Here is a 24,145-nt window from a genome sequence, read left to right on the forward strand (position 1 = left end):
TGATCGGGTGGCTTGCGGTCGCACCGGCCGCAAGCCACCCGAACGGCAGAAAGGAAGCTCGCCGGTGGGCGCGTTCGTAGCCGAGGTGGCCCTGCGCTGGTCCGACATGGACGCGTTCGGTCACGTCAACCACGCCAGGACGATCACGCTGCTGGAGGAGGCGCGGGCCGAGCTGCTGTTCACCGAGGCGGAGCGGCAGGGCCTGCTCGGCATGGCGGAGGGCATGGTGGTGGCCCGGGTCGTGGTCGACTACCACAGCCCGCTGGTCTACGCGTCGAAGTCGCTGCAGGTGCAGATGTCGGTGCGCGAGCTGAAGGCCGCGTCGTTCATCGTCGACTACACCGCCTACGCGCAGGAAGCGGTCGCCACCGCGGAAACGCTGATGGTGCCCTACGACCTGCGGGCGGGGCGGCCCCGGCGGATGACCAAGGAGGAGCGCGACTTCCTGGCGGAGTGGCAGCTCGATGCGGAGAAGCCGGAGTTGGGTCGTGTCTGAGCTGCGGATGCCCGATGCGGTGGAGCGCGAGGACCTCGGCGCGTTCGTCGCCCGCGCGGTGCGGTTGGACGGCCAGGCGCTGGTGCGCCTGCGCAACCGGCCGGGCACGGGCCGCGTCGACGTCTGGGCGGCGACGCCGTTCGACGCCCTGTCCACCAGGTCGGTCGAGGGCGAGGTGGAGCCGGCGGACCTGACGGTGTCGGGCAACGAACTGCTGGCGGCGCTGACGGTGGCGGGCGCTTCGGTGATGGATCCGGGCCCGCCGCGGGATCTGCTGTGGCGCTCGGAGCTGCCGCCGGCGGTGGGCTGGCAGCGGGTGGACGACCTGCCGGCGAAGCTGGTCGGCGAGGTCGCGGAGCGCGGCATCGACGTGGCCAAGGACAACGTCGGTCCGAAGGGGACACCACCGGCTTCCCTGCTGGACCAGGAGGTCTTCACGGTCAGCGGCGCGGGCTTTCAGGTGAAGGTCCCGCTGCGCTGCCTGTTCGTGCTGTCGGGCATGGGTTTCCTGGTGTCGAAGCCGGCGGAGTCCGAGATCGTCCGGGTCAGCGCGACGGACGCCTGGCTCCGCCTGGACTCCCGTTACGGCGCGGTGGTCCGCCGCCGCCACGCCCTCCTCCCGCTGCTGGTCTGACGGGTCCGCAATTTCCATTGAAATCGAACCTTCGATTTCAATGGAAATTGCGGCATCCGGGGGCCGCATACGCTCGTGGCATGACGATCACGTACGAGTGGCGCGGCGACTTCGAGAACACCGCCGTCAACTCGCTGCACGCGGAGGGCTTCGACCACCCGGTCCTGGACATCGACTGGCTGGCGCAGGTCCACCGCCACAGCCTCGGCTGGGTGTGCGCCCGGCGTGCCGGTGAACTCGTCGGCTTCGTCAACGTGGCGTGGGACGGTGGTGTTCACGCCTTCGTCCTGGACACCGTGGTCAGGGGAGAACTGCGCCGATCCGGGATCGGGGCCGGACTCGTTGCGGCGGCCGTCCGGGGCGCCCGGGCGGCGCAGTGCGAATGGCTGCACGTCGACTTCGACGACGACCTCCGGGCGTTCTACTTCGACGCCTGCGGATTCGAGCCGACGAACGCGGGTCTCATCGCGCTCTGAGCGGGGACCAGGCGTGAAGCCCCTGGCAGGACGCCACAAGATCGCCCTGAACCCACGATCAGAACCGCACGCTGAAGAAGGCGGATTCTCGGTGCGGTGCGGCGGAATCCGAGGCGTCCTCAGTCGAGGAAGGTGACCGTCTCGGCGAGCGGGGCGCGGTCTATGCGGGCGTGTTTCGCCGAGATGTCCTCGAATCCGATCGACATGCCGCAGAACAGCACGAGTTCGTCCGGCGGCGAAACGACTTCCGCGACGGTTCGGCGGTAGACCGACCACGCCATCTGCGGGCAGCTGTGCAGTCCTTCGGCGCGGAGCAGCAGCATGACGGTCTGCAGGTACATGCCCATGTCGGCCCACTGCGCCGAGCCCATGCCGCGGTCGATGTAGCAGAACAGCGCGGCCGGAGCCCCGAAGCAATTCCAGTTCGCGGCAACGGCTTCCCGCCGCGCCTGCTCGTCCCGCCGCGGGATCCCGAGCGCGGCGTAGCGCTGCTCACCGGCGGCGATCCGGCGCTCGCGGTAGGCGGCTTTCAGATCGGGCGGATACATCTCGAATTCGCGCTCGTCGCCGGGATCTCCCGCGGCCAGGCGCTCGGCGGTTCGCTTCTTCACCTCGGCCAGCGCTGCGCCCGTCAGCACGAAAGCCTTCCACGGCTGGAGATTCCCTCCGGACGGCGCGCGGGCAGCAGCGGTGAGGACGCGCTCAAGCAGCTCTTTCGGCACCGGCTCGTCGGTGAATCCCCGCACCGCCCGTCGACTCCGGACCGCTTCGTACACGTCCACAGACAGCCTCCCGAATCGCTCGAAGTACTCCACCACGTCGACACCTGGCGAAGGGAGAACGTGACCGATGAACCGGAGACCTAGACTCGATGCCGATCAGACGTGGCGAAGTGGGGCGGGCATGGGTGCGGCCGAGGAGATCGAACGGATCGCGCTGGATCCGGCCCTGTCGGTGCCGGAGAAGGACGAGCGCATCATCGCCTTCCTGGCGCAGTCGGAAGATCGCGGGGTGCCGGCGGCCGTCGAGTGCCTCATGACGACCTCCGATCGCCGCGTCTCCGAGTTCGTCGCCGCCTACCTGGAGCTGATCCACGGGGCGCGCGAGGAGAAGGCGCGCGTGGCGGAGAGGTTGCGCGGTGCCGGCGAAGTCGCGGCGTCGGCGGCGAGGCTCGTGCCCTGGATGCCGGATGCACTGATCGACGCGTTCATCCAGGACCACCTGGCGTCGCCGGACCCGAAATCCCCGGTGTCCAGCGTCGTCTTCACCATCGCGATGCACCGCCCGGAACGCCTCCGGCCCTACGCCGACCGCGTCGAAAGCGCTTCGATGAAGCGGAGTCTGCTGTCCGGTGCGCCCGACGAGTTCGCCGACTCGCTGCTGGAGAGGTGGCGCGCGGAGCAGGACCTGAACGACCTCTGGACGCTCGCGTTGATCCGCACCCCGCACGCCGCCGATCTCATCGAGTCCGTGGTGGACGAGGTCGCGGATCCGGTCGACTGGGACTGGCTGATGCCGCTGGCCGGCCGCCTGCCGGACACCCGGAAGCCCGCGGGTTTCCCGCCCGCTTTCCTGGGTTTCGTGGCGGATGCGGGCGAGAGCGCCCACGTCATGGGCGGAGACCCCGGCGGGGATGTTCCGCTCTGCGCGGACTGCCGGATGCCCGCAGAGCGGATTCTGACCCTGTCCGCCGAGGCGATGCCGAACGCGCTGAGCCGGGACCCGTCGTTCTACTGGTTCACCTGCGACTGCGCCGAAGTGGATCGCATCACCGTGCGCTTCACCTCGGCGGGCACGGAGGTCTACTTCAACCCCCAGGGGCCGAGCAGCGGCGAATCCCGCCTGATCCCGGGGGAGCGGTCGCTGGTCCTGGAGCCGCACCCCAACCAGCACGGCGTGAGCCTTCCGGCGCTGCCGAGGACGAAGCACCAGGTGGGCGGTCTGCCGCGCTGGCCGTCGCCGGAGACGCACCCGATCTGCCCGGTGTGCGGCAACTTCATGCCGTTCCTGGTGTCCATCGAAGGTGGCCCGACGCCGTTCGGCCGGATGGGCTTCGAGGAGCTGCTCTTCGGCTTCTGGTGCGACTCCTGCGCCGTCTCCAGCACCCAGACCCAGTACTGAGCACCGCCCCGCGCGGGGTGAGTCACCTTTTGCGCCTCTCGCCCGTCAGACGGGTAGGAGCTGTGCGTGGCGGGAGGCGAGGAACGCATGTTCGGGTTCGAAACGGCGTCGGGCGGGGACGAGGTGTTCCACCGCGAGCGGCCGCACCTGCTCGCGGTGGCGTTCCGCCTCCTCGGGTCGGATGCCGATGCCCAGGACGTCGTGCAGGAGGCGTGGATCAGGTACCTGCGGGCCGATGTCGATGGCATCGGGAACCTGCCCGCCTGGTTGACCACCGTCGTGACCCGGCTGTGCCTGGACCTCCTGCGCCGATCGCGCGAGGTTCCGCAGGAGCCGACCGACATGCCGGAACCGGCGGACCCCGTCGACGGTCCGGAGGAGGTCGCGCTCCTCGCCGGAGACCTGAGCGAGGCCATCGCGATCTTGCTCGACCAGCTGACGCCGCCGCAACGGGTCGCGCTGATCCTGCACGACGTGTTCGGCACGCCGTTCGACGAGGTGGCGCACGTGCTGGGCACGACGCCGGGGTCGGCCAAGAAGCTGGCCAGCCGCGCGCGGGCGCGGGTGCGGCCGGCCGGTGCGGCGGACGCCGATCCCGGCGCCGCGCGGCACGTGGTGGCCGCCTTCCTGAAAGCGGCGCAGCAGGGCGACATCGACGGCCTCGTCGAGGTCCTGCACCCCGAGGTGACGAGAACGGCCGATCCGCAGGCGCTTCCGCCCGGCGCGGACTTGCGGGTGCGGGGCGCGCGAACCGTCGTCGACGAGACGCGGGCGTTGCGGGCCAATGCCCGGCAAGCACGCGTGGTGTCGATCAACGGGCGGCCCGGAATCGCGGTCATGGCCGATCACGGCCCGCGCATCGCGTTGCTCTTCCGCATCGCGGCCGGGCGAATCGTCCACTACGACGTCGTCGGGGATCCCGCCCGCCTCGCCCGGCTGCACATCACCGACTAGCGAGGGGAAACCATGTTCATCACCTACGTCGTCGTCACGGCCGTCACCATCGCGGCGAACGCCGGGATCGCCGTCGCGGACCTGGCGAAGGCGGACTTCGTCCTCGCCAACTCGGCCAAGGTGGACGTCCCGCGATCGTGGCTGCCGATGCTGGGAACGCTCAAGGCGGCCGGCGCGGTGGGACTCCTGCTGGGCCTGCTCGGATTCCAGGCCATCGGCGTCGCGGCCGCGATCGGGCTCGTCGCGTTCTACGTGGGCGCGATCGTCGCTCACGTGCGCGCCCGGCAGATCAACACGATCGCGGGCCCCGGAGTCTTCCTCGCCATGGCCGTCGCGTCGCTGGTCCTCGCGATCGCCGCGTGATCAGTCGCGGAGGTGATCGGCGGGGTCATCTCGTCGACAGGGTGGGCTTGGTCAGGTCAGGGCGAGCAGGCTGACGGCGACGGCTGCGGTGCCCAGGCCGACGAGCTGGCCGCGGTGGATCCGCTCGGCGACCACGCCGCGGGCGAGCAGGATCGTGCCGGCCGGGTAGAGGGCGACGATCACCGCGACGACGGCGAGGTCGCCGCTCCGGGCGGCCAGCAGGAACAGCAGGTTCGCCACCGAGTCCAGCGTGCCCGCGGCCGCCGATATCGCGTACGCGGGCCGCTCCGGCCCCAGCCTGCGGCGCATCAGCCCCGCCGCGGCCAGGACGACGGCCGACGAGACCGTCCGCCCCACGATCAGCGGAGCCACCCCGCTGTCGGATGGTGCCTGGTGCAAGAAGATCAGCTGGAGCGCAATGGCGGTGCCCGCACCGAAAGCCAGCAGCAGCGCAGTGCGCGAAGGGCGTGACGACCTCGCGCCGTGCCCGGCGCTGACCAGCACCACCGCCACCAGCGCGAGCGGCAGGCCGACCATTCCGGCGGCGGCCAGGTGCTCGCCCTGCAGCAGTCCCACGCCGACGGGCAACGCGGCCGACACCAGCGCGGTCACGGGCGACAGCACGTTCATCGGGCCGATCGCCAGGGTGCGGTAGAGCAGGGCGAACGCGGCGGCCGAGGCGACCCCCGAGGCCGCGCCCCAGGCGAAGGTCGCGGTGCTGAACGAGGCGCCGAGCAGCGGCCACAGCAGCAGTTCGACCGCGAGGCTGGCCGGGGCCGCGATCATCACGGTGCGCAGCACATGAGCCTTGCGGGCGCCGAGGCCGCCGAGGAAATCGGCGCACCCGTAAGCGAGCGAGCTGCCGACGGCCAGCAGCAGAGCGAACACGACGAATCCCCTACCATTTCATTGGAACGACTACACGGTACAACAGATTGACCGTCAGGATCAATCAACCGACCGCGAAGTTCATTGGAATGGTCCGGCCCCGAGGATGGTGCTCAGATGACCGAGACGGCCGCAGCCCTGCGGACGGTCGCGCACAACGTCCGGGCGGCCCGCGTCCGCGCGGGTCTGTCCCTGGAGGAACTCGGCAGGCGCGCCCAGGTCAGCAAGGGCGCCCTGGTAGGGCTGGAGAAGGCCCAGGGCAACCCCAACCTGGCCACCCTGGTCCGGCTGGCCGACACCCTCGGCATCTCGGTGTCCGCCCTGATGCAGGGGCCGCCCGAGGGCCGCGTCCGCGTCGTGGCCTCCGACGACGTGGCGCCGCTGTGGACCGGGGAGCGGGGCGGCGAGGCCCGGCTCGTCCTGACGACCTCGGGCCCGGCCCCCGTCGAGGTCTGGCGCTGGCGGCTGCAGCCGGGCGAGGAATACCCCAGCCACCCGCACCAGGCCGGAGTCGTGGAAACCGTCAGCGTCACCGCCGGCCGGATGACCCTGGTGGTGGACGGCGAGGAGCACGCCGTCGAAGCCGGGCAGACCGCGACGTTCGACGGCGACGCCCCGCACGCCTACCGCGGCGCGGGCACCGAGACCTGCAGCCTGATCATGACGGTCCACCTGCCGCCGGATCCCCGCTGAAGAACTGCTCGAGGACCTCCGGGGCGGCGTCGTGGGGGTGGTCGTCGAGTGTGTGGAGGCGGCCTGCGGAGAGCGTGTCGGCGACCGCCGTTCCAGGGTGAAGGCGCGGATGCCTGGCTTCCGCGCTCACGACATCTCAGCGCTCGACCGTCGCGAGGTGCTCGGCGACCTCGGTCCGGGCCGCTTTCTCCTGCGGTCCGGCCTGTTCCGCTTGGGCCTTGGCCTCTTCGGCGGCCCGGGTCGCGGCTCGTTCGGCTTCCGCGACATCGGGCTCTTGTCCATTGAGGACATTCGCGATGATGCTGGCTTCGGCGGCCATCGCCGATGCGAACGGGTGGTACGGCGCCGCGTCCGGCCGCAGCCGCTGGCCGTTGATCCAGGCCGCCCCGCCGGTGGCGCAGGCGTCGTGGCCCAGCGACGGCCCGTAGGTGTCGACGAACGTTGCGCCGGTTCGCTCGGCAGCGCCCTCGATGGCGGCGTTGAGCGCCTGCTCGATCTCGTCGGCGTAGCGGTAGTCGCCGTCGGCCAGCGGGAGGACGTCCGGGCAGTAGCCCGTCTCCGGCACGATGCGCGGATAGCCGATGACCAGGATCTTCGCGCCCGGCGAGCGCTCCTGGACGCCCTCGACGACGTCCGCGACCCGGTGTCCGGTGATCTCGATGCGGCGGAGCAGGTCGTCACCGTCGTCATCGGTGAAGTGGTCGCGGCACGGCGATCCCGTCGGGTCCGCGGCGCGCAGGGCCGTGCAGGTGGCGATGGTGTCGCCGAAGACGCCCAGGTCGTTGCCGCCGATGCCCAGCGTGACGAGGTCCGTGTCCTCGTCGAGGGCGTCGAACTGCGGCCCGGAGTACCAGTCCTGGGCCCGGAGCATGTCCGTGGTGTCGGCGCCGCCGCAGCTGACGTCGGTGAACTCGGCCGGCCCGATCTCGCGGGCCAGCAGCGCCGGGTAGTTGTTCGTCGAGCGCCCGCACAGCAGCGGGTCGAGGCGCATCCACGGGACCAGCGGGGCGGAGGTGAAGGAGTCGCCGAGGGCCACGTAATGCCGGTACTCGGGCTCGGCGGTCGCCGGGGCGGCGCCGAGCGACAGGCCCGTCAATGCCGACAACGCGATCGCACCAGCTCTGCGTGCTAGCCCGGACCGACCCATCTGAGCGCCTCCACTATTCGCCTACCAATGAGTAGGGAGTGAAGACGATCACAGTGCCCGGCGGCAAGGTTCCGACCGGAACTTCCCAATACCTGAGAAAGTTTCACGATTTAGTCGCCGCTGGGCGGCTCCGAGGGTGTGCCGGGACCGGTGGTGCTCGTCGGCTCGCCGGTGCTGGTGGGTGTCGCCGTGGTGGTGGGCTCAGTCGTGGGCGGCCGGGTTCCGGTCGTCGTCGGTTCCGTCGTCGGTTCCTGCGTCGTGGTCGTCGGCGGATCGGTGGTCGTCGGGTTCGTCGTGGTGGTCGGCACCGTGGTGGTCTCGGTGATCGGCGCAGGGGCCACGGGGCCCGGGGCCACGGGCTTCGCCGGAGGCGCCTGCTGCTGAGCCGTGTCCTCGGTCGTTCCCGGAGCCTGCAGCGGCACCCGGGTCACGGTCTCGTCCGATCCGCTCGTGCCCTGAGTGCCGGGGCTGACGCCCGACGTGCCGATCCCCGGGGTGCCCGGGGTGCCCGGGGTGCCCGGGGTGAGCGCGGCCAGCGGCTGCTGATCACCCGAGGACGGGGGCGGAGCGAGCGGCGGGGGAGTGCCCGGGACCTGGCCGGCCAGCGGCAGTTCCGGGGCCGCCGCGTCGGGCGAGTACCGGGGTGCTTCCGGCGTGGTGCTCTCGGCGAACGGCGGAAGCCGGTCCAGCAGGCCCGGCGGGATCAGGCCGAGGAACGGATCCGGGAACGGCGCCGTCAGCGTGTAGCTGGCCGCCGCCACCGCGGCCCCGAACGCCGCCGTCGCCAGCGAGAGGCGGAACTGCCTCCGCAGCGGCAGGGGGCGGAGCGCCTCGCCCGGGACGGGCGAGGCCAGCGGTTCGTCCACCAGCCACCGCCGCACCGCGGCGCCGTCCCGCGCGAACCCGGCCCACACCCGGCCGAGCCACGTCGTCGCGTTGCCCAGGTGGTCCTGCAGCGCCGCCACCGGGAGCGGGCTGGTCGACAGCGGTCCGGTCATCTCGGCCGGAAAGGGGTCGGCCGCCTCGCGCACCAGGCCGGCCAGGTGGTCGAGGCGTTCCCGGAGGATCGCCGGATCGGTCGGCTTGGACATGGCTCAGTCCTCGGCTTCCCCGAACCGGATGCTCGACAGCGCCACACCGTCGTAGCGCCACCACCGCTCGGTCGAGAGGTCCAGGATCCAGGCGTCGTGCTCGCGCACGATCAGCCCGATGCCCAGCGCGCGGCGGCGGAAGGTCGAGTCGTCGATGCTGCCCGCCTCCAGCTCGTCGAGCAGGGAGCGGTAGTTCGCCATGGCCTTGCCGAGCGCGGGTGGGATTCCGACCGCGTCCGATGCGTTGTCGGTCCGGTGCCGGAAATTCATTCGAGATCACCTCCGGATGAGCGACGCCATCCGTCCACGCAACGATGCGCGCCGCGCGGCTGTTAAGAGGCGAAAGTCCCTCCGGTGCCGAAACCGGGCTCAGTGCCGCCGGAACAGGTGATCGGTGATGCGCCGGACGCTCTCGCTGACGGCCGCCTCCAGCGGCCCGCGGCGGAAGAACCGCCGCCAGATCAGCGGGAAGGCGATCGAGAAGATCAGGAACACCTCGGGCATGTAGGTGTTCACGAACGCCACCACGCCGTCCGGGTGGTGGCCGTCGCGCGGGAACGCCGGCATGTTCGGGACGTCCGTGGGCAGCGCCGGGCCCATGCTGGCCAGCTGCGCCAGGGTGTCCGGCACGCCGCTGAGCGGCCAGCCGCCGACGACGATCTGCCAGGCCAGCACCAGCGCGTGGATCGCGTACAGCGTCAACGCCATCGAACCGGCCGCGGCCAGCGGCTTCAGCACCCGCCCCGTCCGATCGGCCAGCTCCAGGCACACCGCGACGAACACCAGCGCGATGCCGCCGGAGTCGAGCAGCTCGAACGTCGTGCCGCTGTGCGCGGCGGCGGCCACCAGCCACTCCGGGTGCTCGATCGGGACGGTGCCCTCGATCTGGCCCTGCGGCACCCCGCCGACGGTCTCCACCAGCCAGCTCGACACCTGGTAGCCGACCGTCGTCACCGCCAGCCCGGTCGCGGCCAGCCAGCACCGCACCTTGGTCGACTGCAGGTCCAGCCGCCCGACGGCCATCCCCGCCAGCACCAGCGGCAGGTACGACGCGGCCGGGTAGAAGCCGAGCAGCAGCAGGTCGAACAGCCCGGCGTCGGCGATCAGGTGTGCCGGGTCGACCAGGTCGACCGCGTCGACGATCGCGCGCATCGGAGTGTCCCCGGCGATCCAGGTCCGCAGCACGAACGACAGCTGCGGGCCGACCGCGGCCGCGACCACCGCGGCGATCAGCAGCCCGCGCGCCCGCAGCCGGATGAACGGCACCGCGAGCAGGAAGTACAGCCCGTAGAACGGGATGATCACGGTGAGCAGGAAGCCCGTCGCCGCGGTCGCCTTCGCCAGCGCGATGCCGACCACCAGCAACAGCAACGCGCGCACCGCGATCCGGATGCGGGCCTGCCGCAGCGCCTCGCCGGTCGGCGGCTCGCTGCGCCCGGTCATCATCGCCAGCGACACCCCGGCCAGCAGGGTGAACAGCGCGGTCGACCGGCCGCTGGAGAACTGCGCGATCCACACCTCCACGTCGCCGTGCGCGAACGGCACGCCGAAGTGGATGCAGAACATCCCGAACACCGCGAAGAACCTGGCGATGTCGATGCCGACCAGCCGACGGGTGCGTTCCGTCCGAGGAGAGCTCAGCGCTGGCGCGACGGCAGTCATAGCATCCAGTGGGTGTCAGCGGGATGGTTTTACCAAAATTTACCGCCACCCGTTCCGGCCCACTCGCGCCCGGTCGCCTTTGGAGGCCAGACTCACACCAGCCAGGCCGCGGTCCCCGGCGGCAACTCCCCGGGGCCCACCGGGCGCGACGACAGCAGCACCTCGCCCGGGGGCAGCGGCACCGGCTCCGGCGAGGTGTTCAACGCGCAGATCAGGGTGGTGCCGGTGCGCCGGAACGCGAAGCATCCCGCCGGCGCGCCGAACCACTCGACCTCGTCGCCGGCGAACGCCGGATGCGTGCCCCGGGTCTCCAGCGCGTGCCGGTACAGCGACAGCGTGGACGCCTCGTCCTCCAGCTGCGCCTCCACGGTGAAGGACACCCAGTCCGCCGGGATGGACGACCAGTCGGCGTCGGCGGCGGAGAATCCGAACGGCGGCTGGTCGCCCTGCCACGGCATCCGGACGCGCTGCGTCCCGGGCAGGCCGAGCTCCTCGCCGTGCCGCAGGCAGACCGCGCCGGGCAGCGCCAACTGCACCAACGCCATCGCGCGCACCGGCGTCAGCGCCGCGTCGTCCCGGCTCTGCTGGGTGTCGCGGCTGGCCATCGCCCACGCCGGGCGCGGCCCGGGGGCGGCGAGCACGTCCGTGATCGCCTTGCGGACCTGGTCGGCGTCGAAACCGGCGACGGCCAGGTCGAGGTTGAACGACAGGTGCCAGTCGCCAGGGCCGCTGCCGATCACCACGCGATCCCGGTGCCCGGCCAGCGCGGCGCCGATGGCATCGGCCGGATCGGGGCGCGGGGCCAGGTGGAAACCATCGGCCCCGTGCTCCAGCCACGGCAACAACACCGATGCCGGGTCGCCGCGCGCGGGATCCACGTCGAGCGAGAGCATCACCCGCATCCCGGAGTCGTGCGCCTCGCCGAGCAGCTCGGCGAAGGGACCCGCCGCCGGATCCAGCCCGGCCGCGCCGGCCAGCACGATCGCGTCGACCTCGAGCAGTTCCAGGTAGCCGAGCCTGCCCGTCAGACCGGCGAGGTCGCCGATCCCGTCACCATCGCCGTCGGCGAACGAGCCGACGTCGACCTGGTAGCACACCGCATCCCACCACCACGGCCGCTCGCCGTGGCCCGCCAGCACGTCTGCCCGCCGCATCACCAGGTCCTTCTGCTCAGAACCACGAATTGATCATGCTGTTGGCGGCCATTTCCATGTACTGCCACAGCTGGTCGCGGTGCTCCGGCCGGAGATCGACCTCGTCGACCGCGATCTGCATGCAGCGCAGCCACGCGTCGCGCTCCGCCGGGCCGATCTTGAACGGCGCGTGGCGCATCCGCAGCCGCGGATGACCGCGCCGGTCGGAGTAGGTGTGCGGGCCGCCCCAGTACTGGATCAGGAACAGCCGCAGCCGCTCCTCGGCGGGCCCGAGGTCCTCCTCCGGGTAGAGGGGCCGCAGCAGCTCGTCCTTGGCCACCTCCTCGTAGAACCGCGCCACGATCCGGTGGAAGGTCGCCTCGCCGCCGACCTGCTGGTAGAAGGTCTCCACGGAAGTCACGGCTCCATCCTCTCAGGGGCGGCTTCGATTTTGGGCGGCCCTGTGGCCGAACGCCTCACACCGGGGTCGTGGGCCCGATGGACCGCTGTCGCGGTCCGAAGTGCGCACGACCCCGGTGACCGGCGGTTGGGATCAGGCCACCGGCGAGGGCGGCAGCGGGCGGCCGTACGGGTACGGCGGCTCGATGTCCTGTTCGTCGTAAGCACGCTTGATCTCCGCGCGCAGCCGCCGCTGCACCGACCACTGCCGGCCCGGCCGGACCTTGGTCGTCAGCCGCAGCGTTATGGTGTCCGAGGTGATCTGGTCCACGCCGAGCATCTCCGGCGGGTTCAGCACGTCCTTGGACAGCGGCTCCCGCGACGTCGCCTCGGTGGCCACCTTCGCGGCGACCTCGATGGCCTTCTGCACATCGCTGGTGTGCGAGATGGGGAAGTCCACCACGGCCACGGCGAAGCCCTGGCTGGAGTTGCCGACCCGCAGGATCTCGCCGTTGCGGACGTACCAGACGGTGCCGTTGATGTCGCGCAGCGTGGTGACGCGCAGGCCCACCGCCTCGACGGTGCCGCTGGCCTCGCCGAGGTCGACCACGTCACCGACGCCGTACTGGTCCTCGACCAGCATGAACATGCCGGACAGGAAGTCCCGGACGAGGTTCTGCGCGCCGAAGGCGACGGCGACACCGAGCACACCGGCGGACGCCAGCACCGGCGCGATCTGGATGCTCAGCACCTGCAGCACGTAGATCGCGGCCAGGCCGTAGATCACCAGCGAGGCGATCGACTTGAGCACCGAGCCGATCGTCCGCGCCCGCTGGAGGCGGCGCTCCGACAGCAGCTCGGCGGTCAGGGTGTCCGCCCGGCGCTCCCGCAGCGGGGTCAGCAGCTTCGGGGGCTGGCCGTTGCCCTGCGTGAGGCGGTTGATGGTGCGGTGCACCAGCCATCGCACGATGAACGCGACGATCAGGATGAGGAGGATGTTCAGGGGTTTGGCGATGAGCAGGTCGGCGTAGGAAGCCAGCCACTGGTTGCCGGTCCAGTCGGAGATCGTCTGGCACCAGAACGCGTCTTGCTCACAGGTCGGTTGGGTCATAAGCGGCAGATCCATGGGTCGGGGGTCTCCATGCTGTCGTTCAGGGCCCGCGGTGGTTACCCGGCACGGGGGTGCCGGTGCTTCGGGGCGACATCACCGGGTGGGCAACCGACAGACTCGAGCATCGTGCGCACCCCGCTGCGCACGAGACTCGAACAGCTGACCGCCGGGACCGAGTTCGGGGCTCAGTCCAGGGCGAGTCCGGTGGCCTCCGCGAGGAAGGCGAGCTGGTCGGTCGCAAGCCCCACGGTACGGGACACCGAGCGCGCGGCATGGCCGACCTCGGTCTCCCTGCGCAGCAGGATCGGCCGTTTCGCCGGGTCCGAGCTGGTGGCCTGCTGCAGCGCCGCGCACATCTTGCGGGCGTGGTTCGGATCGACCCGGGAGTCCGACTCGAAGACGGTGAACAGCACCGACGGGTAGTCGGTCTGGTCGGCCACGTTGTGGTACGGCGAGTAGGACAGCAGCCAGCCCAGCTCCTCCGGGTCGTCGGCGGTGCCGTACTCGTCGTTCCAGGTCCGGCCCAGCAGGAACTGCTCGTAGCGGACCATGTCCAGCAGCGGCGCCGAGCACACCACCGCGCGGTAGAGGTCCGGGCGCTGCGTCAGCGCCGCCCCGACCAGCAGGCCGCCGTTGGAACCGCCGGAGATCGCCAGCTGCTCGGAGGTCGTCCAGCCCTCGTCGATCAGGTGCTGCGCCGCTGCGTGCAAGTCGTCGAAGGTGTGCTGCTTCTGCTCGCGCATGCCCGCGACGTGCCATTCCTCGCCCTCTTCGCCGCCACCGCGCAGCGAGGGCAGCGCCCAGACGCCGCCGGCGGCGACCCATGCCAGCGCGGACGGTGTGTACCCGGGCTCGCGGGACAGCGAGAAGCCGCCGTAGCCGGTCATGAACACCGGCCGCGGGCGGTCCGGTTCGGCGCTCGCGCTCAGCAGGAACATCCGCACCGGGGTGCCGTCCAGCGAGCGGTAGGTGACCTGCTGGGTGTGCACCGCGGGCAGCTCGACGGTGCCCGGCGCCTGCTGGTCCAGCTCGGTGGTCCCGGTGCTGCGCGAGAAGGCGTGCACGCAGGGCGGGGTGGCGAAGTCGGTCCAGCCGATCCACAGCCGGTCCCGGTCGCGGTCGGTCGATTCGTCCACAGTGGTCAGCGAGGTGACCTGGCCGGTGCTCGGCAGCGGGACCTCGGCGGTCCGCCGCCCGGTCGCCGGGTCGTGCAGCGTCACCTCGGACACCGCGTGCCGGGTGCGGAGCACCACCAGCTGCGGGTCACCGTCGCCGGTGTCGAACCAGCGCACCGCCTCCAGCACCGAATCGGGCTCCTCGGCGATCAGCTCCGTCCAGTTGGCCGGCTCCGGCCGGGCCGGGTCGGCCACGCACAGCCGCCAGCGCGGCGCGTCCAGCGTGGTCATCACGTACAGCCGGCCGTCGCGCTCCACCCAGGCGCCGACGCGGTACCCGTCGGAGGTGTCCACGACCTGCCGGAGCTCGGGGACGTCGCCGGCCGCGAGATCGGCGATCCACACCGAATCCCGCCGCGCGGTGCCCGGGCTGCCCTCGATGACCAGCCAGCGGCCGTCCCGCGACACCCGGGTGCCGTAGTAGAAGGTGTGGTCCAGGCCCTCGCCGTGCACCAGCAGGTCCTGGTCGGGGTCGGAACCGACCCGGTGCCGCCAGACCCGGCGGTGGAACTGCTCCTCGCCGTCGGGCACCAGTTCCGGCGCCAGCCGCCGGATGTAGAAGAACTCCTCGCCGCCGGGCAGCCACGAGATCGTCGAGTAGCGGCACCGGTCGATCGGGCCCTCGACGAGTTCGCCGGTGGCGACGTCCAGCACGTGCAGCAGCGACTCCTCGTCACCGCCGACGGAGATCTGGTAGGCCAGCCGGTCGCCCTCCAGGCTCGGGGTCCAGCTGTCCAAGGTGGTCAGCCCGGACGGGTCCAGCTCGGTGACGTCCAGCAGCACCCGCTCGGTGCCGTCGGCCTCGCGCACGTACAGCACCGGGAACTCCTGCTCGGGCTCCCGGCGGGTGAAGAACGCCCGGCCCGCGCGCCATGCCGGCGCCGAGACGGAACCGGACGACAGCAGCGACCGCATCCGCTCCGCGATCGCCTCCCGGCCGGGCAACGCGTCCAACCAGGTCCGGGCGAGCGCGTCCTGCGCCGCCGACCACGCCTCGGTGCGCGGCTCGGCCGGGTCTTCCAGCCACCGGTACGGGTCGGCCACCTGGTGGCCGTGCAGGTCTTCGACGATGTCGTCGCGGTCGGCGCCGGGGTAGGTCAGCTGCGCTGCTTGCACGTCGGTCACGGCAGCGACGATACGTGCATCCGACGACCGTTCGTTGATCTCGGAGTGATCATTTTTCCGGAAACACCGATCGAATCACCCGGAACGATCAGCGTTGTTCTACGGGCGCATGATCGGGAATGATGGCGGTAATCGATCACTCGACGTCGAGTGTCGAATCACACGTGCGTTCGGGCGGGGTTCTATGTTCGACTATGCCCGACACCGGTGGAGGTGGTCGCGTGCCCGACCGACAACCGACCCGACAACCGGCGCTGAAGGCCACGAGCCTCGCGCCGCGGGCCCCGCTGTGCCCGCCGAGCCGCGCCGGCACATCGCCGCCGCAGGCCGACCGGCCTCCCGGTCACGCGTCGTCCTGGCGAAAACGCCGGGTGCTGCTGCTCAACACCACCTTCGAACCGCTGACCGCGCTCCCGCTGCGCCGGGCGATCGTGCTGCTGGTCTGCGGCAAGGCCGAGGTCGTGCACGGTGACTCCGCAGGCATGGTGCTGCATTCCGCCACCGATAGCGTCGAGGTCCCGTCCGTGATCAGGCTGAGCAACTTCGTGCGAGTGCCGTACCGCGGTCGGGTGCCGTTGACCCGTGCCGCGCTGATGCTGCGGGACAACTACCGGTGCGTGTACTGCGGTGCTCGCGCCGAAACGATAGATCATGTCGTCCCGCGCAGTCGCGGCGGGCCGCACACTTGGGAGAACTGCGTCGCCTGCTGCACCAAGTGCAACCACCGCAAGGCGGACAAGACGCTGAGCGAGCTGGGCTGGCGCCTGCCGGTGGCGCCGCACGCGCCGCGCGGGCGGCATTGGCGGCTGCTGGCGGGACTGTCCGAAACGGACCCGCTGTGGTTGCCGTACCTCGGTGAGCCCGCGGCCTGACGCGCCGGTCGGGCCGACCGGCGAGCTGCGGTGCCGCGAGATGGCGGGCGGTTCCGCTGCGGCGAGCCCGATCAGCTGATCCGCACGCCCTGCCGCCCGCTGATCCGCACCCCATTGGAAATCCGCACGCCCTGCTGTCGCCCGCTGATGCGGACTCCGCTTTGGCTGCTGATCCGCACGCCTTGCTGCCGCCCGCTGATGCGGACTCCGCTCTGCCCGCTGATGCGCACGCCGCGGCTGATCCGCACCCCGTTCGAAATCCGCACGCCCTGCTGTCGCCCGCTGATCCGCACCCCGCTTTGGTTGCTGATGCGCACACCGTGTCGGCCACTGATGCGAACGCCCTGAAGGCATGCACTGATCCGAACGCCGTGCTGCGCGCTGATCCCAACGCCGGATTCGCGGCTGATCCGGACGCCGTGCTGCGCGCTGATCCGAACGCCCTGTCGACCACTGATCCGCACCCCGCGGCTGATCCGCACCCCGTTGGAAATCCGCACGCCGTGCCGCCCGCTGATGCGCACGCCGCGGTCTCGGCCGCTGATCCGGACGCCGTGTTCGAGCAGTGGCCGGTCAATCGTCGGAAGGGTGATGACGCTGCTCTGAGTGGCGGTTTCGATGATCGACATTGTGTGCCTCCCGCATTCAAATGACGCTTTGAACGCATGTGATCAAATATGCAAGACCCATACAGGTGAAAAACTAGGAGCAGGAACCCTCAGGAACAAGCCGCCAAGTCGCCGTGCATTGCAACCGTCTGGTTGGACCCCATTCGGGGGCACTAGTTACTCTGAACGAGTTACCTTAAGTGATGTATAACACTCTTGACTAGTAACCGTACGTAGTCCCGGGTGTCGCCCGATTCGCTCTCCACCAGCGGGAACCGCGCTCGGGGCGCTCGCGGCGGCCTTCGGATCACTCGAACGTGTCCGGGCCTGGGCTCGGTGACGGTTACCGACGCCGATCATGCGCGCCACAGGTCGGGCGCACGAAGCGGCGGTCATCGGATACCGTACTCGCGTGACTGTGGCGGAGACTGTTCTCTACCTGGCGGTGATCCCAGCGGCCCTCTACGGCCTGATCGTGCTCATCGCGATGTGGCCCAGGCTCACCCGTCCGCGTTACCGCGCGGGGCAGGAGTGGGATTTCGCGCCGGTGTACTGGGTGGCCAACCCGGCGGGCGTGAACACCGCCGTGCCGGTGGCAGACGTGGATTCGGAGGCCGCGCCGGCAGACGCGCGGCCGAGCACCGCTCGGGGAGGCGCACGTGGCAACTGGTGAGATCGCGGAGCGATCCGCCGTGGACGCTGGTGAGCTCGGCGTCGGCGAAGCGATGATGGCCACCGGTCGGCTGTCCATCGCGCGCCACGTCGAACCGGACCGCCCGCGGCTGCCGTTCGGCCCGGGCCAGCTCGCGCGGCTCGACGAGGCGCTGACGCTGTCCAGTCGCAGCACCGGGCTGGAGTTCGCGATCTACCTCGGCGACCTCGGCGAGGACACCCGCAAGCAGGCGGAGGAACTGCACGTGAACCTCGGCTCGCAGGCCGGGGATGGCGTGCTGATCGCGGTGTCGCCGGGCCAGCAGAAGTTCGAGATCGTCACCGGCGAAGAAGCGCACCGGCGGATCCCGGACCGCAGCTGCCAGCTCGCGGCGATGAGCATGGTGGCGTCCTTCAAGGAGGGCGAGCTGATCGACGGCCTCATCGGAGCCCTCCGCATGCTGGCCGACGCGGCAGGCACCAGCTACCAAGAGTCCCGAGCCCGCTACTAGGGCCTGCTTCCGGGCTCGACGTCGCGTTCACGGATCTTCAGGTGCGGGGCCGTGAGTCTTCTGGTCGCTTCAGCGGCCCAGGGGATTCACGGCCCCGTCGTCTGTTGAAGGCTCAGAGCAGGTCGAAGCTCTGAAGGTTCTGGAACATCTCGTAGGCCGACGACGTCGTGCCGACCGCGCCCAGCCGTCGCGCTTGGTCGCCGTACTGCTGCTGGGCCCGCTGGGTGCTGTACACGATCACCGGGGTGTCCACGCCCAGGTCGCGGAGTTCGCGCAGCAGCGCCAAGCCCGCGTCGGGGCGCCACCGGCCGTTCTCCTTGCGGCCCATGTCCTCCACGATCAGCCGGTACTGGCGTTGCGAGAGCTCCGACAGCGCCGCGTCGTTGTTCGTCGTCATCGTCACCCGCACGCCGTTGTCCCTCAGCTGCTCGGCCAGGATCGCGTGCGCCTCCGGCTTCTCCGAGACCCACAGCACCGCGAGCGGTTCCGAACCGACCGGCGGCACCTCGTCCTCGGTGTGGCCGTCGCCGTTGCCGGAGATCTCGGGCGGCTCGGGCAGGGCCGGAACCGGGAGCGGCTTCGGGGTTTCCGCCGGGATGCCGATCCGGTCGCGGTCCGCCAGCTCCTTGCTGAGCATGCTCAGCTGCCGCTGCAGGTCCTGGATCATCTCGGTCTGCTGATCGTTGAGCTCGTGCATCGTGAGCTTCTGGCCGCCGATCTCGAACTCCAGCTCCCGCTTCTCGGCGGTGCGCAGCACCCGCCCGATGGCCCGCCGGAACACCACGATCGCCAGCAGCGCGATCAACGGCCACAGCAGCTGCGCGATGGCGGTGATCAGCTCGGGCATCGACGCCCCCTCACGTCGGGCAGAACAACGAAATCTTACTCGCCGTGTCCATTTCGACACGATTCGTGTTCACCCGAAACGGAAGCTCGCCCAACGCGAAAGGGGCACCGGCGACCGAGTCGCCGGTGCCCCTCGACCGATCAGCTCAGGAGCGGTCGAACTCCCGGGCGGCCAGTGCGCGCACGATGCCCGCGCGGCCCTCCGAGACCAGGCGGTGCAGCGCCGACGGGTGCTCGCCGGCCAGCCAGGCGTCCGAGGCCGCGACCGTGTCGTCGGTGACCGCCCACGACGGGAACAGCCCGATCACCGTCGGCTGGGCCCGCTCGCTGGAGCGGCGCTGCCAGACCTCGTCGATCTCGTCGAAGTAGCGCCGCACGTACGGCGCCAGCAGCTCGCGCTGGGCCGGGTGCTGGAAGCCCGCGATGATCGAGTCGCTGACCGCGTTCGGCAGCTGGTCGTCGTGGACGGCCCGCTGCCAGGCCTTCTCCTTGGACTCGGCGGTCGGGATCAGCGCCCGCGCCCGCTCCGCGCGCCGCCGGCCCGTCGCGGTCTGGTCCTTCTCCAGCTCCGCGTCGATCTCGGCCTCACCGGCCGCACCGTGCGCGACCAGCGCCTGCAGCAGCTGCCAGCGCAGGTCGGTGTCGACGGCCAGCCCGGCCAGCGGCGCCGAGCCGTCCAGCCAGCCGCGCAGCTCGGCGACCTGCTCGGCGGAGAGCACCGAGCCGGCCAGCGAGTTGACGAACGCCAGCTGGTGGTCCGAGCCGGGCTCGGCCGCGCGGGCGAGCTCGAAGAGCCGGCCGGAGAACCGCCGCCAGCCCTCGCCCTGCCACGACGGGTCCACATAGGACGCGAGCGCGGTCTGGGTCTGCAGCAGCACCCGCTGCACCACGCCGATCTCGCTCTCGGCGCCGATGCCGCCGTCCACGGACGCGCCCAGCACCAGCGTCACGAAGTCGCGCGCCTTCAGCTCCGCCTCGCGGGTCATCTCCCAGGCGGTGGACCAGCACAGCGCCCGCGGCAGCGACTCGTCGATGTCGCCGATCCGGTCGATCAGCGAGGCCAGCGACTCCGGGTCGAAGCGCAGCGAGCAGTAGGTCAGGTCGTCGTCGTTGACCAGCACGAGCTTGCCCCGGTGCACGCCGACCAGGTCGGGGACCTCGGTGCGCTCGCCGGTGACGTCGAGCTCGACGCGGTGCTTGCGCACCAGCTTGCCGCCTTCGTCGTCGTAAATGCCGATCGCCAGCCGGTGCGTGCGCAGCTCGCCCGCGCCGGGTCGGGCGCCGTTCTGCACGACCTCGAACGAGGTGAACCGGCCCTCGTCGTCGGTGGTGAACCGCGGCCGCAGCATGTTCAGGCCGGTGGTCTCCAGCCACTGCGCGCTCCACCACGACAGGTCGCGGCCGGAGGCCTCCTCCAGCGCCCGCAGCAGGTCGTTGAGGGTCGCGTTGCCCCAGGCGTGCCGGTTGAAGTAGACCCGCAGCCCGGCCAGGAAATTGTCCAGGCCCACGTAGGCGACCAGCTGCTTGAGGACCGAGGCGCCCTTGGCGTAGGTGATGCCGTCGAAGTTGACCTCCACGGCCTGCAGGTCCTGGATGTCGGCGGCCACCGGGTGGGTCGACGGCAGCTGGTCCTGGCGGTACGCCCAGGACTTCTCCACGCTGGCGAACGTCGTCCAGGCGTGGTCGTACTGGGTCGCGCCGACCTGCGCGAGGACGCTGGCCCAGGTCGCGAACGACTCGTTGAGCCACAGGTCGTCCCACCAGCGCATGGTGACCAGGTCGCCGAACCACATGTGCGCCATCTCGTGCAGCACCGTCTCGCAGCGCCGCTCGTAGAGGTAGCCGGTGACCTTCGACCGGAAGACGTAGTCCTCCAGGAACGTCACGCAGCCGGCGTTCTCCATCGCGCCCGCGTTGAACTCCGGCACGAAGCACTGGTCGTACTTGCCGAACGGGTAGGGCACCCCGAACGCCTTGTGGAAGAAGCCGAAGCCCTGCTTGGTCTCGGTGAACAGCCGCTCCGCGTCGAGGTGCTCGGCCAGCGAGGCGCGGCAGTAGATGCCCAGCGGGATCTCGTCCTGGCCGTCCCCGCCGGGGAAGACGTCGCGCCACTCGGCGTACGGCCCGGCCACCAGCGCCACCAGGTAGGTCGACATCGGCTTGGTGGTGGCGAATTCGTGCCGCCTGCCGTTCGCCGATCCGGTGACCTCGGCGGTGGCGTTGGAGATGACCTTCCACGACTCCGGGGCGTCCACCGCGATCTGGTAGGTGGCCTTCAGGTCGGGCTGGTCGAAGCAGGTGAACATCCGCTTCGCGTCGGCGGTTTCGAACTGGCTGTAGAGGTACACGCCGCCGTCGACCGGGTCGATGAAGCGGTGCAGGCCCTCGCCCGTGTTGGTGTAGGCGCAGTCGGCGCGCACCACGAGCTCGTTGTCGGCGGCCAGGTTCGGCAGCCGGATGCCGGTGGACTCGTCGTAGTCGGAGACGTCGAGCTCGACTCCGTTGAGGACGGCGCTGTGGACCCGGTCGGCCACCAGGTCGATCCAGCTGTCGGCGCCCGCCTGGTTGCTGCGGAACCGCACCGTTGTGGTGGAACCGAACGTCTCCACGTCCGGCCCACCCGCGCCGGCAGTGAGATCCAGTTCGATCACGTACGACTGGACCTCCAGCAGGGCCGCGCGCTGCTCGGCCTGTTCGCGGGTGAGGTTCGGCGGGGCCACGGATCACCTCGTTGCTCGTCGGGGACTCGTCAGGACAGGCACGCCTGGCGTACCTGGCGCAGGCATCAAATCACGTCCGCGTGCGGCCGTGCCGCCGGGCGGGTCAGGCTCCCCCGGTCGGCGTGTCGGTCCGGGCGGGAAGACAAACGGCTCTACCGGGGTTGGTACCCATGACGGGGCGCGCTGGAACGCGCCCGCGGGCTACTTCTCGAACGTTGGAGGCTTGATGACCGCCGCTGCCCGACCCAGGGTCGACTTCTACTTCGACCCGGTGTGCCCGTTCGCCTGGGTGTCCTCCCGCTGGATCCTGGAGGTCGCCGAGGTCCGCGACATCGACCTGAACTTCCGCGTGATGAGCCTGTCGGTGCTCAACGAGGGTCGCGACCTGCCGGAGGAGTACCGGGAGCTGCTGGACACGGCGTGGGGCCCGGTGCGGGTGGCCATCGCCGCGGCCAAGCACCACGGCGACGAGGTGCTGTCGCCGCTCTACACCGCGATGGGCACCCGGCTGCACGACCAGGGCAACAAGGATTTCGACCAGGTGATCGCCGAATCGCTGGCGGAGGTCGGCCTGCCCGCGTCGCTGGCCGAGGCGGCCGGCAGCACCGAGTACGACGAGGAACTGCGCGCCAGCCACCACGCGGGCATGGACCCGGTGGGCGACGAGGTCGGCACCCCGACCATCCACGTCGACGGCGTGGCGTTCTTCGGCCCGGTGATCACGCGCATCCCGCGCGGCGAGGAGGCGGCGAAGCTGTTCGACGGGGCGCTCGCGCTGGCCAGCTACCCGTACTTCTTCGAGCTCAAGCGGACCCGCACCGAGTCGCCCAGGTTCGACTGATCACCAGCCTTTCGCGGGTTTCCCGGGGTTCGTTCGTTGTGACAGGCTCGCCGTGACGTCTGCTGCGTTGGATCAGGGAGGCTTCATGGCGCACACCGGCCACATCATCGGCGGTGCTCACGTCGAGGGCGGCGAGGCGCGGATCGAGGTGCTCAACCCGGCCACCGAGGAGGTGATCGGCTCGGTACCGGCTGGCACGCCGTCCGATGTGGACGCCGCGGTGGCCGCGGCCCGGGCCGCCTTCGACGGCTGGGCGGGCACGCCGCTCGCGGAGCGCATCGCGGCGGCCCGGCGGATCTCCGCGGGGATCGCCGAGCGCCGCGATGAGATCGCCGCGACGGTGACCGCCGAGATGGGCTCGCCGATCAAGTTCGCCACCCAGGTGCACGCGAGCGTCCCGGTGGCGACCTCGGCCGGGATCGCCGACGTGCTGGAGAACGGCTTCGCCTGGACCGAGGAGGTCGGCAACTCGCTGATCGTGCGGGAGCCGATCGGCGTGGTCGCCGCGATCACGCCGTGGAACTACCCGCTGCACCAGATCGTCGCCAAGGTGGTGCCCGCGCTGGCGGTCGGCTGCACCGTGGTGCTCAAGCCCAGCGAGGTAGCGCCGCTGACGGCCGCGATCTTCGCCGAGATCGTCGCGGACGCGGGCGTGCCGGCAGGTGTGTTCAACCTGGTGCACGGCACCGGGCCGGTGGTCGGCGAGGCGCTGGCGGCGCACCCGGGCGTCGACATGGTGTCCTTCACCGGCTCCACCCGGGCCGGCCGGCGCGTGTCGGAGGTGGCCGCGCAGACGGTGAAGCGGGTGGCGCTGGAACTCGGCGGCAAGTCGGCGAACGTGGTGCTCGACGACGCCGACCTGGCCAAGGCGGTGAAGCTCGGCGTCGCCGGCTGCTTCCCGAACGGCGGCCAGAGCTGCAACGCGCTGAGTCGCATGCTGGTGCCGGAGTCGCGGCTGGCCGAGGCGGTGGAACTGGCCGTCGCGGCGGCCGCGAAGTACACCGTCGGCGACCCCACCGACGAGTCCACCCGGATCGGGCCGATGGTTTCGGAGGCGCAGCGGGACCGCGTCGTGGACTACATCCGCAAGGGCATCGAGGAAGGCGCGAAGCTCGTCGCCGGCGGGCCGGAGCGGCCGGAGGGCCTGGAGAAGGGCTTCTTCGTGCGGCCGACGGTGTTCGCCGGGGTGACGCCGGAGATGACCATCGCGCAGGAGGAGATCTTCGGCCCGGTGCTGTCGATCCTGCCGTACCGGGACGAGGACGAGGCCGTGCGGATCGCCAACGGCACCGACTACGGCCTGGCGGGCGCGGTGTTCGGTTCGGACGAGCGGGCCCTGGCGGTGGCCCGGCGGCTGCGGACGGGCCAGGTCGACGTCAACGGCGGCCGCTTCAACCCCAACGCCCCGTTCGGCGGCTACAAGCAGTCGGGCAACGGCCGCGAGTTCGGCCGCCACGGCATCGAGGAGTTCCTCGAAACCAAGTCCATCCAGCGCTGACGCGTTGGTGGTGGACCGCAGTTTCAATTGAAACTGCGGTGCACCACCGGGAGCCCGGCCCCCGGGGTTGGGGCCTCCCACACGGGGGGTGGGGTTTTGACACCGCGTTAAACCAAAAAAAACAAAACA

25 protein-coding genes are annotated in these 24,145 nt (G+C 70.8%); 12 read left to right on the forward strand and 13 right to left on the reverse strand.

The genetic code is table 11. The annotated features are described in order from the left end of the window. Window positions 1-64: 64 nt before the first annotated feature. The 3 genes from AB0H93_RS27880 (at window position 65) to AB0H93_RS27890 (ending at window position 1,606) form a co-directional block, all read left to right on the forward strand. Window positions 65-496, forward strand: coding sequence for a thioesterase family protein (locus tag AB0H93_RS27880; protein ID WP_358576270.1), 432 nt, complete (start codon window positions 65-67; stop codon window positions 494-496). Next, window positions 489-1,130, forward strand: coding sequence for a hypothetical protein (locus tag AB0H93_RS27885; RefSeq protein ID WP_358576271.1), 642 nt, complete (start codon window positions 489-491; stop codon window positions 1,128-1,130). The genes AB0H93_RS27880 and AB0H93_RS27885 overlap by 8 nt, the downstream gene beginning before the upstream one ends. Before the next feature lie 80 nt (window positions 1,131-1,210). Further along, complete coding sequence (locus AB0H93_RS27890; protein WP_358576272.1) at window positions 1,211-1,606, forward strand: GNAT family N-acetyltransferase; 396 nt, start codon at window positions 1,211-1,213, stop codon at window positions 1,604-1,606. Window positions 1,607-1,725: 119 nt separating this feature from the next. Here AB0H93_RS27890 and AB0H93_RS27895 read toward each other — a convergent pair whose 3' ends face one another. Next, on the reverse strand, window positions 1,726-2,388 hold the full coding sequence (locus AB0H93_RS27895; RefSeq protein WP_358576304.1) for a nitroreductase: 663 nt from the start codon (window positions 2,386-2,388) through the stop codon (window positions 1,726-1,728). 121 nt (window positions 2,389-2,509) lie between these two features. On the opposite strand from AB0H93_RS27895, the gene AB0H93_RS27900 reads away from it, so the two are divergent. The 3 genes from AB0H93_RS27900 to AB0H93_RS27910 all read left to right on the forward strand — a co-directional run bounded on the left by AB0H93_RS27900 (window position 2,510) and on the right by AB0H93_RS27910 (window position 5,044). After that, window positions 2,510-3,727: a hypothetical protein gene (locus AB0H93_RS27900; RefSeq protein ID WP_358576273.1), complete on the forward strand. Its 1,218-nt coding sequence runs from the start codon at window positions 2,510-2,512 to the stop codon at window positions 3,725-3,727. 66 nt (window positions 3,728-3,793) lie between these two features. Further along, window positions 3,794-4,681, forward strand: a complete 888-nt coding sequence (locus AB0H93_RS27905; RefSeq protein WP_358576274.1) for a sigma-70 family RNA polymerase sigma factor — start codon at window positions 3,794-3,796, stop codon at window positions 4,679-4,681. Window positions 4,682-4,693: 12 nt separating this feature from the next. Beyond that, the gene (locus AB0H93_RS27910) at window positions 4,694-5,044 is read left to right on the forward strand and encodes a DoxX family protein (RefSeq protein WP_358576275.1); all 351 of its coding nucleotides are present in this window, start codon (window positions 4,694-4,696) and stop codon (window positions 5,042-5,044) included. 51 nt (window positions 5,045-5,095) lie between these two features. Here the strand turns inward: AB0H93_RS27910 and AB0H93_RS27915 are convergent, their stop codons facing one another. After that, window positions 5,096-5,932 (reverse strand): DMT family transporter, encoded by an 837-nt coding sequence (locus AB0H93_RS27915; protein WP_358576277.1) that lies wholly within the window; start codon window positions 5,930-5,932, stop codon window positions 5,096-5,098. 117 nt (window positions 5,933-6,049) lie between these two features. Between AB0H93_RS27915 and AB0H93_RS27920 the strand changes: the two genes are divergently transcribed. Continuing rightward, window positions 6,050-6,625, forward strand: coding sequence for an XRE family transcriptional regulator (locus tag AB0H93_RS27920; RefSeq protein ID WP_358576278.1), 576 nt, complete (start codon window positions 6,050-6,052; stop codon window positions 6,623-6,625). Window positions 6,626-6,761: 136 nt separating this feature from the next. Here AB0H93_RS27920 and AB0H93_RS27925 read toward each other — a convergent pair whose 3' ends face one another. From AB0H93_RS27925 to AB0H93_RS27960, 8 genes are all read right to left on the reverse strand, one after another. Continuing rightward, window positions 6,762-7,730, reverse strand: a complete 969-nt coding sequence (locus tag AB0H93_RS27925) for an SGNH/GDSL hydrolase family protein (RefSeq protein WP_358576280.1) — start codon at window positions 7,728-7,730, stop codon at window positions 6,762-6,764. A gap of 152 nt (window positions 7,731-7,882) precedes the next feature. Then, window positions 7,883-8,863: a hypothetical protein gene (locus AB0H93_RS27930; protein WP_358576282.1), complete on the reverse strand. Its 981-nt coding sequence runs from the start codon at window positions 8,861-8,863 to the stop codon at window positions 7,883-7,885. 3 nt (window positions 8,864-8,866) lie between these two features. After that, the gene (locus tag AB0H93_RS27935) at window positions 8,867-9,133 is read right to left on the reverse strand and encodes a hypothetical protein (RefSeq protein ID WP_132486913.1); all 267 of its coding nucleotides are present in this window, start codon (window positions 9,131-9,133) and stop codon (window positions 8,867-8,869) included. A 99-nt stretch (window positions 9,134-9,232) separates the two neighbouring features. Further along, window positions 9,233-10,525 carry a heparan-alpha-glucosaminide N-acetyltransferase domain-containing protein gene (locus AB0H93_RS27940; RefSeq protein ID WP_358576283.1) on the reverse strand — a complete coding sequence of 431 codons (1,293 nt, stop codon included), beginning with the start codon at window positions 10,523-10,525 and terminating at the stop codon, window positions 9,233-9,235. A 92-nt stretch (window positions 10,526-10,617) separates the two neighbouring features. Beyond that, on the reverse strand, window positions 10,618-11,679 hold the full coding sequence (locus AB0H93_RS27945; RefSeq protein ID WP_358576285.1) for a DUF3459 domain-containing protein: 1,062 nt from the start codon (window positions 11,677-11,679) through the stop codon (window positions 10,618-10,620). A 16-nt stretch (window positions 11,680-11,695) separates the two neighbouring features. Then, the gene (locus AB0H93_RS27950) at window positions 11,696-12,079 is read right to left on the reverse strand and encodes a globin (RefSeq protein ID WP_358576286.1); all 384 of its coding nucleotides are present in this window, start codon (window positions 12,077-12,079) and stop codon (window positions 11,696-11,698) included. Between the two features lie 132 nt (window positions 12,080-12,211). Further along, window positions 12,212-13,183 carry a mechanosensitive ion channel family protein gene (locus AB0H93_RS27955; protein WP_358576288.1) on the reverse strand — a complete coding sequence of 324 codons (972 nt, stop codon included), beginning with the start codon at window positions 13,181-13,183 and terminating at the stop codon, window positions 12,212-12,214. A 170-nt stretch (window positions 13,184-13,353) separates the two neighbouring features. Then, window positions 13,354-15,468: a prolyl oligopeptidase family serine peptidase gene (locus AB0H93_RS27960; RefSeq protein WP_358576289.1), complete on the reverse strand. Its 2,115-nt coding sequence runs from the start codon at window positions 15,466-15,468 to the stop codon at window positions 13,354-13,356. A 221-nt stretch (window positions 15,469-15,689) separates the two neighbouring features. Here AB0H93_RS27960 and AB0H93_RS27965 point away from each other — a divergent pair, with 221 nt between their 5' ends. Next, on the forward strand, window positions 15,690-16,340 hold the full coding sequence (locus AB0H93_RS27965) for an HNH endonuclease (protein ID WP_358576290.1): 651 nt from the start codon (window positions 15,690-15,692) through the stop codon (window positions 16,338-16,340). Window positions 16,341-16,411: 71 nt separating this feature from the next. Here the strand turns inward: AB0H93_RS27965 and AB0H93_RS27970 are convergent, their stop codons facing one another. After that, window positions 16,412-16,969, reverse strand: a complete 558-nt coding sequence (locus AB0H93_RS27970) for a hypothetical protein (protein ID WP_358576291.1) — start codon at window positions 16,967-16,969, stop codon at window positions 16,412-16,414. 391 nt (window positions 16,970-17,360) lie between these two features. Here AB0H93_RS27970 and AB0H93_RS27975 point away from each other — a divergent pair, with 391 nt between their 5' ends. Beyond that, the gene (locus AB0H93_RS27975; protein ID WP_093275028.1) at window positions 17,361-17,621 is read left to right on the forward strand and encodes a hypothetical protein; all 261 of its coding nucleotides are present in this window, start codon (window positions 17,361-17,363) and stop codon (window positions 17,619-17,621) included. Beyond that, window positions 17,608-18,111, forward strand: a complete 504-nt coding sequence (locus tag AB0H93_RS27980) for a DUF5130 family protein (RefSeq protein ID WP_358576293.1) — start codon at window positions 17,608-17,610, stop codon at window positions 18,109-18,111. Before AB0H93_RS27975 ends, AB0H93_RS27980 begins: the two co-directional genes overlap by 14 nt. A 112-nt stretch (window positions 18,112-18,223) precedes the next feature. Here AB0H93_RS27980 and AB0H93_RS27985 read toward each other — a convergent pair whose 3' ends face one another. Further along, complete coding sequence (locus tag AB0H93_RS27985) at window positions 18,224-18,958, reverse strand: response regulator (protein ID WP_358576294.1); 735 nt, start codon at window positions 18,956-18,958, stop codon at window positions 18,224-18,226. Between the two features lie 145 nt (window positions 18,959-19,103). Continuing rightward, a complete protein-coding gene (gene pepN, locus AB0H93_RS27990) occupies window positions 19,104-21,677 on the reverse strand; it encodes an aminopeptidase N (RefSeq protein WP_358576295.1) in 2,574 nt (857 codons plus the stop codon). A 226-nt stretch (window positions 21,678-21,903) separates the two neighbouring features. On the opposite strand from pepN, the gene AB0H93_RS27995 reads away from it, so the two are divergent. After that, window positions 21,904-22,518, forward strand: a complete 615-nt coding sequence (locus AB0H93_RS27995) for a DsbA family protein (protein ID WP_358576296.1) — start codon at window positions 21,904-21,906, stop codon at window positions 22,516-22,518. Between the two features lie 85 nt (window positions 22,519-22,603). After that, complete coding sequence (locus tag AB0H93_RS28000) at window positions 22,604-24,016, forward strand: aldehyde dehydrogenase family protein (RefSeq protein ID WP_358576297.1); 1,413 nt, start codon at window positions 22,604-22,606, stop codon at window positions 24,014-24,016. The last annotated feature ends 129 nt before the right edge of the window (window positions 24,017-24,145 follow it).

This window comes from Saccharopolyspora sp. NPDC050642 (assembly GCF_040654735.1).
Taxonomy (GTDB): domain Bacteria; phylum Actinomycetota; class Actinomycetes; order Mycobacteriales; family Pseudonocardiaceae; genus Saccharopolyspora; species Saccharopolyspora elongata.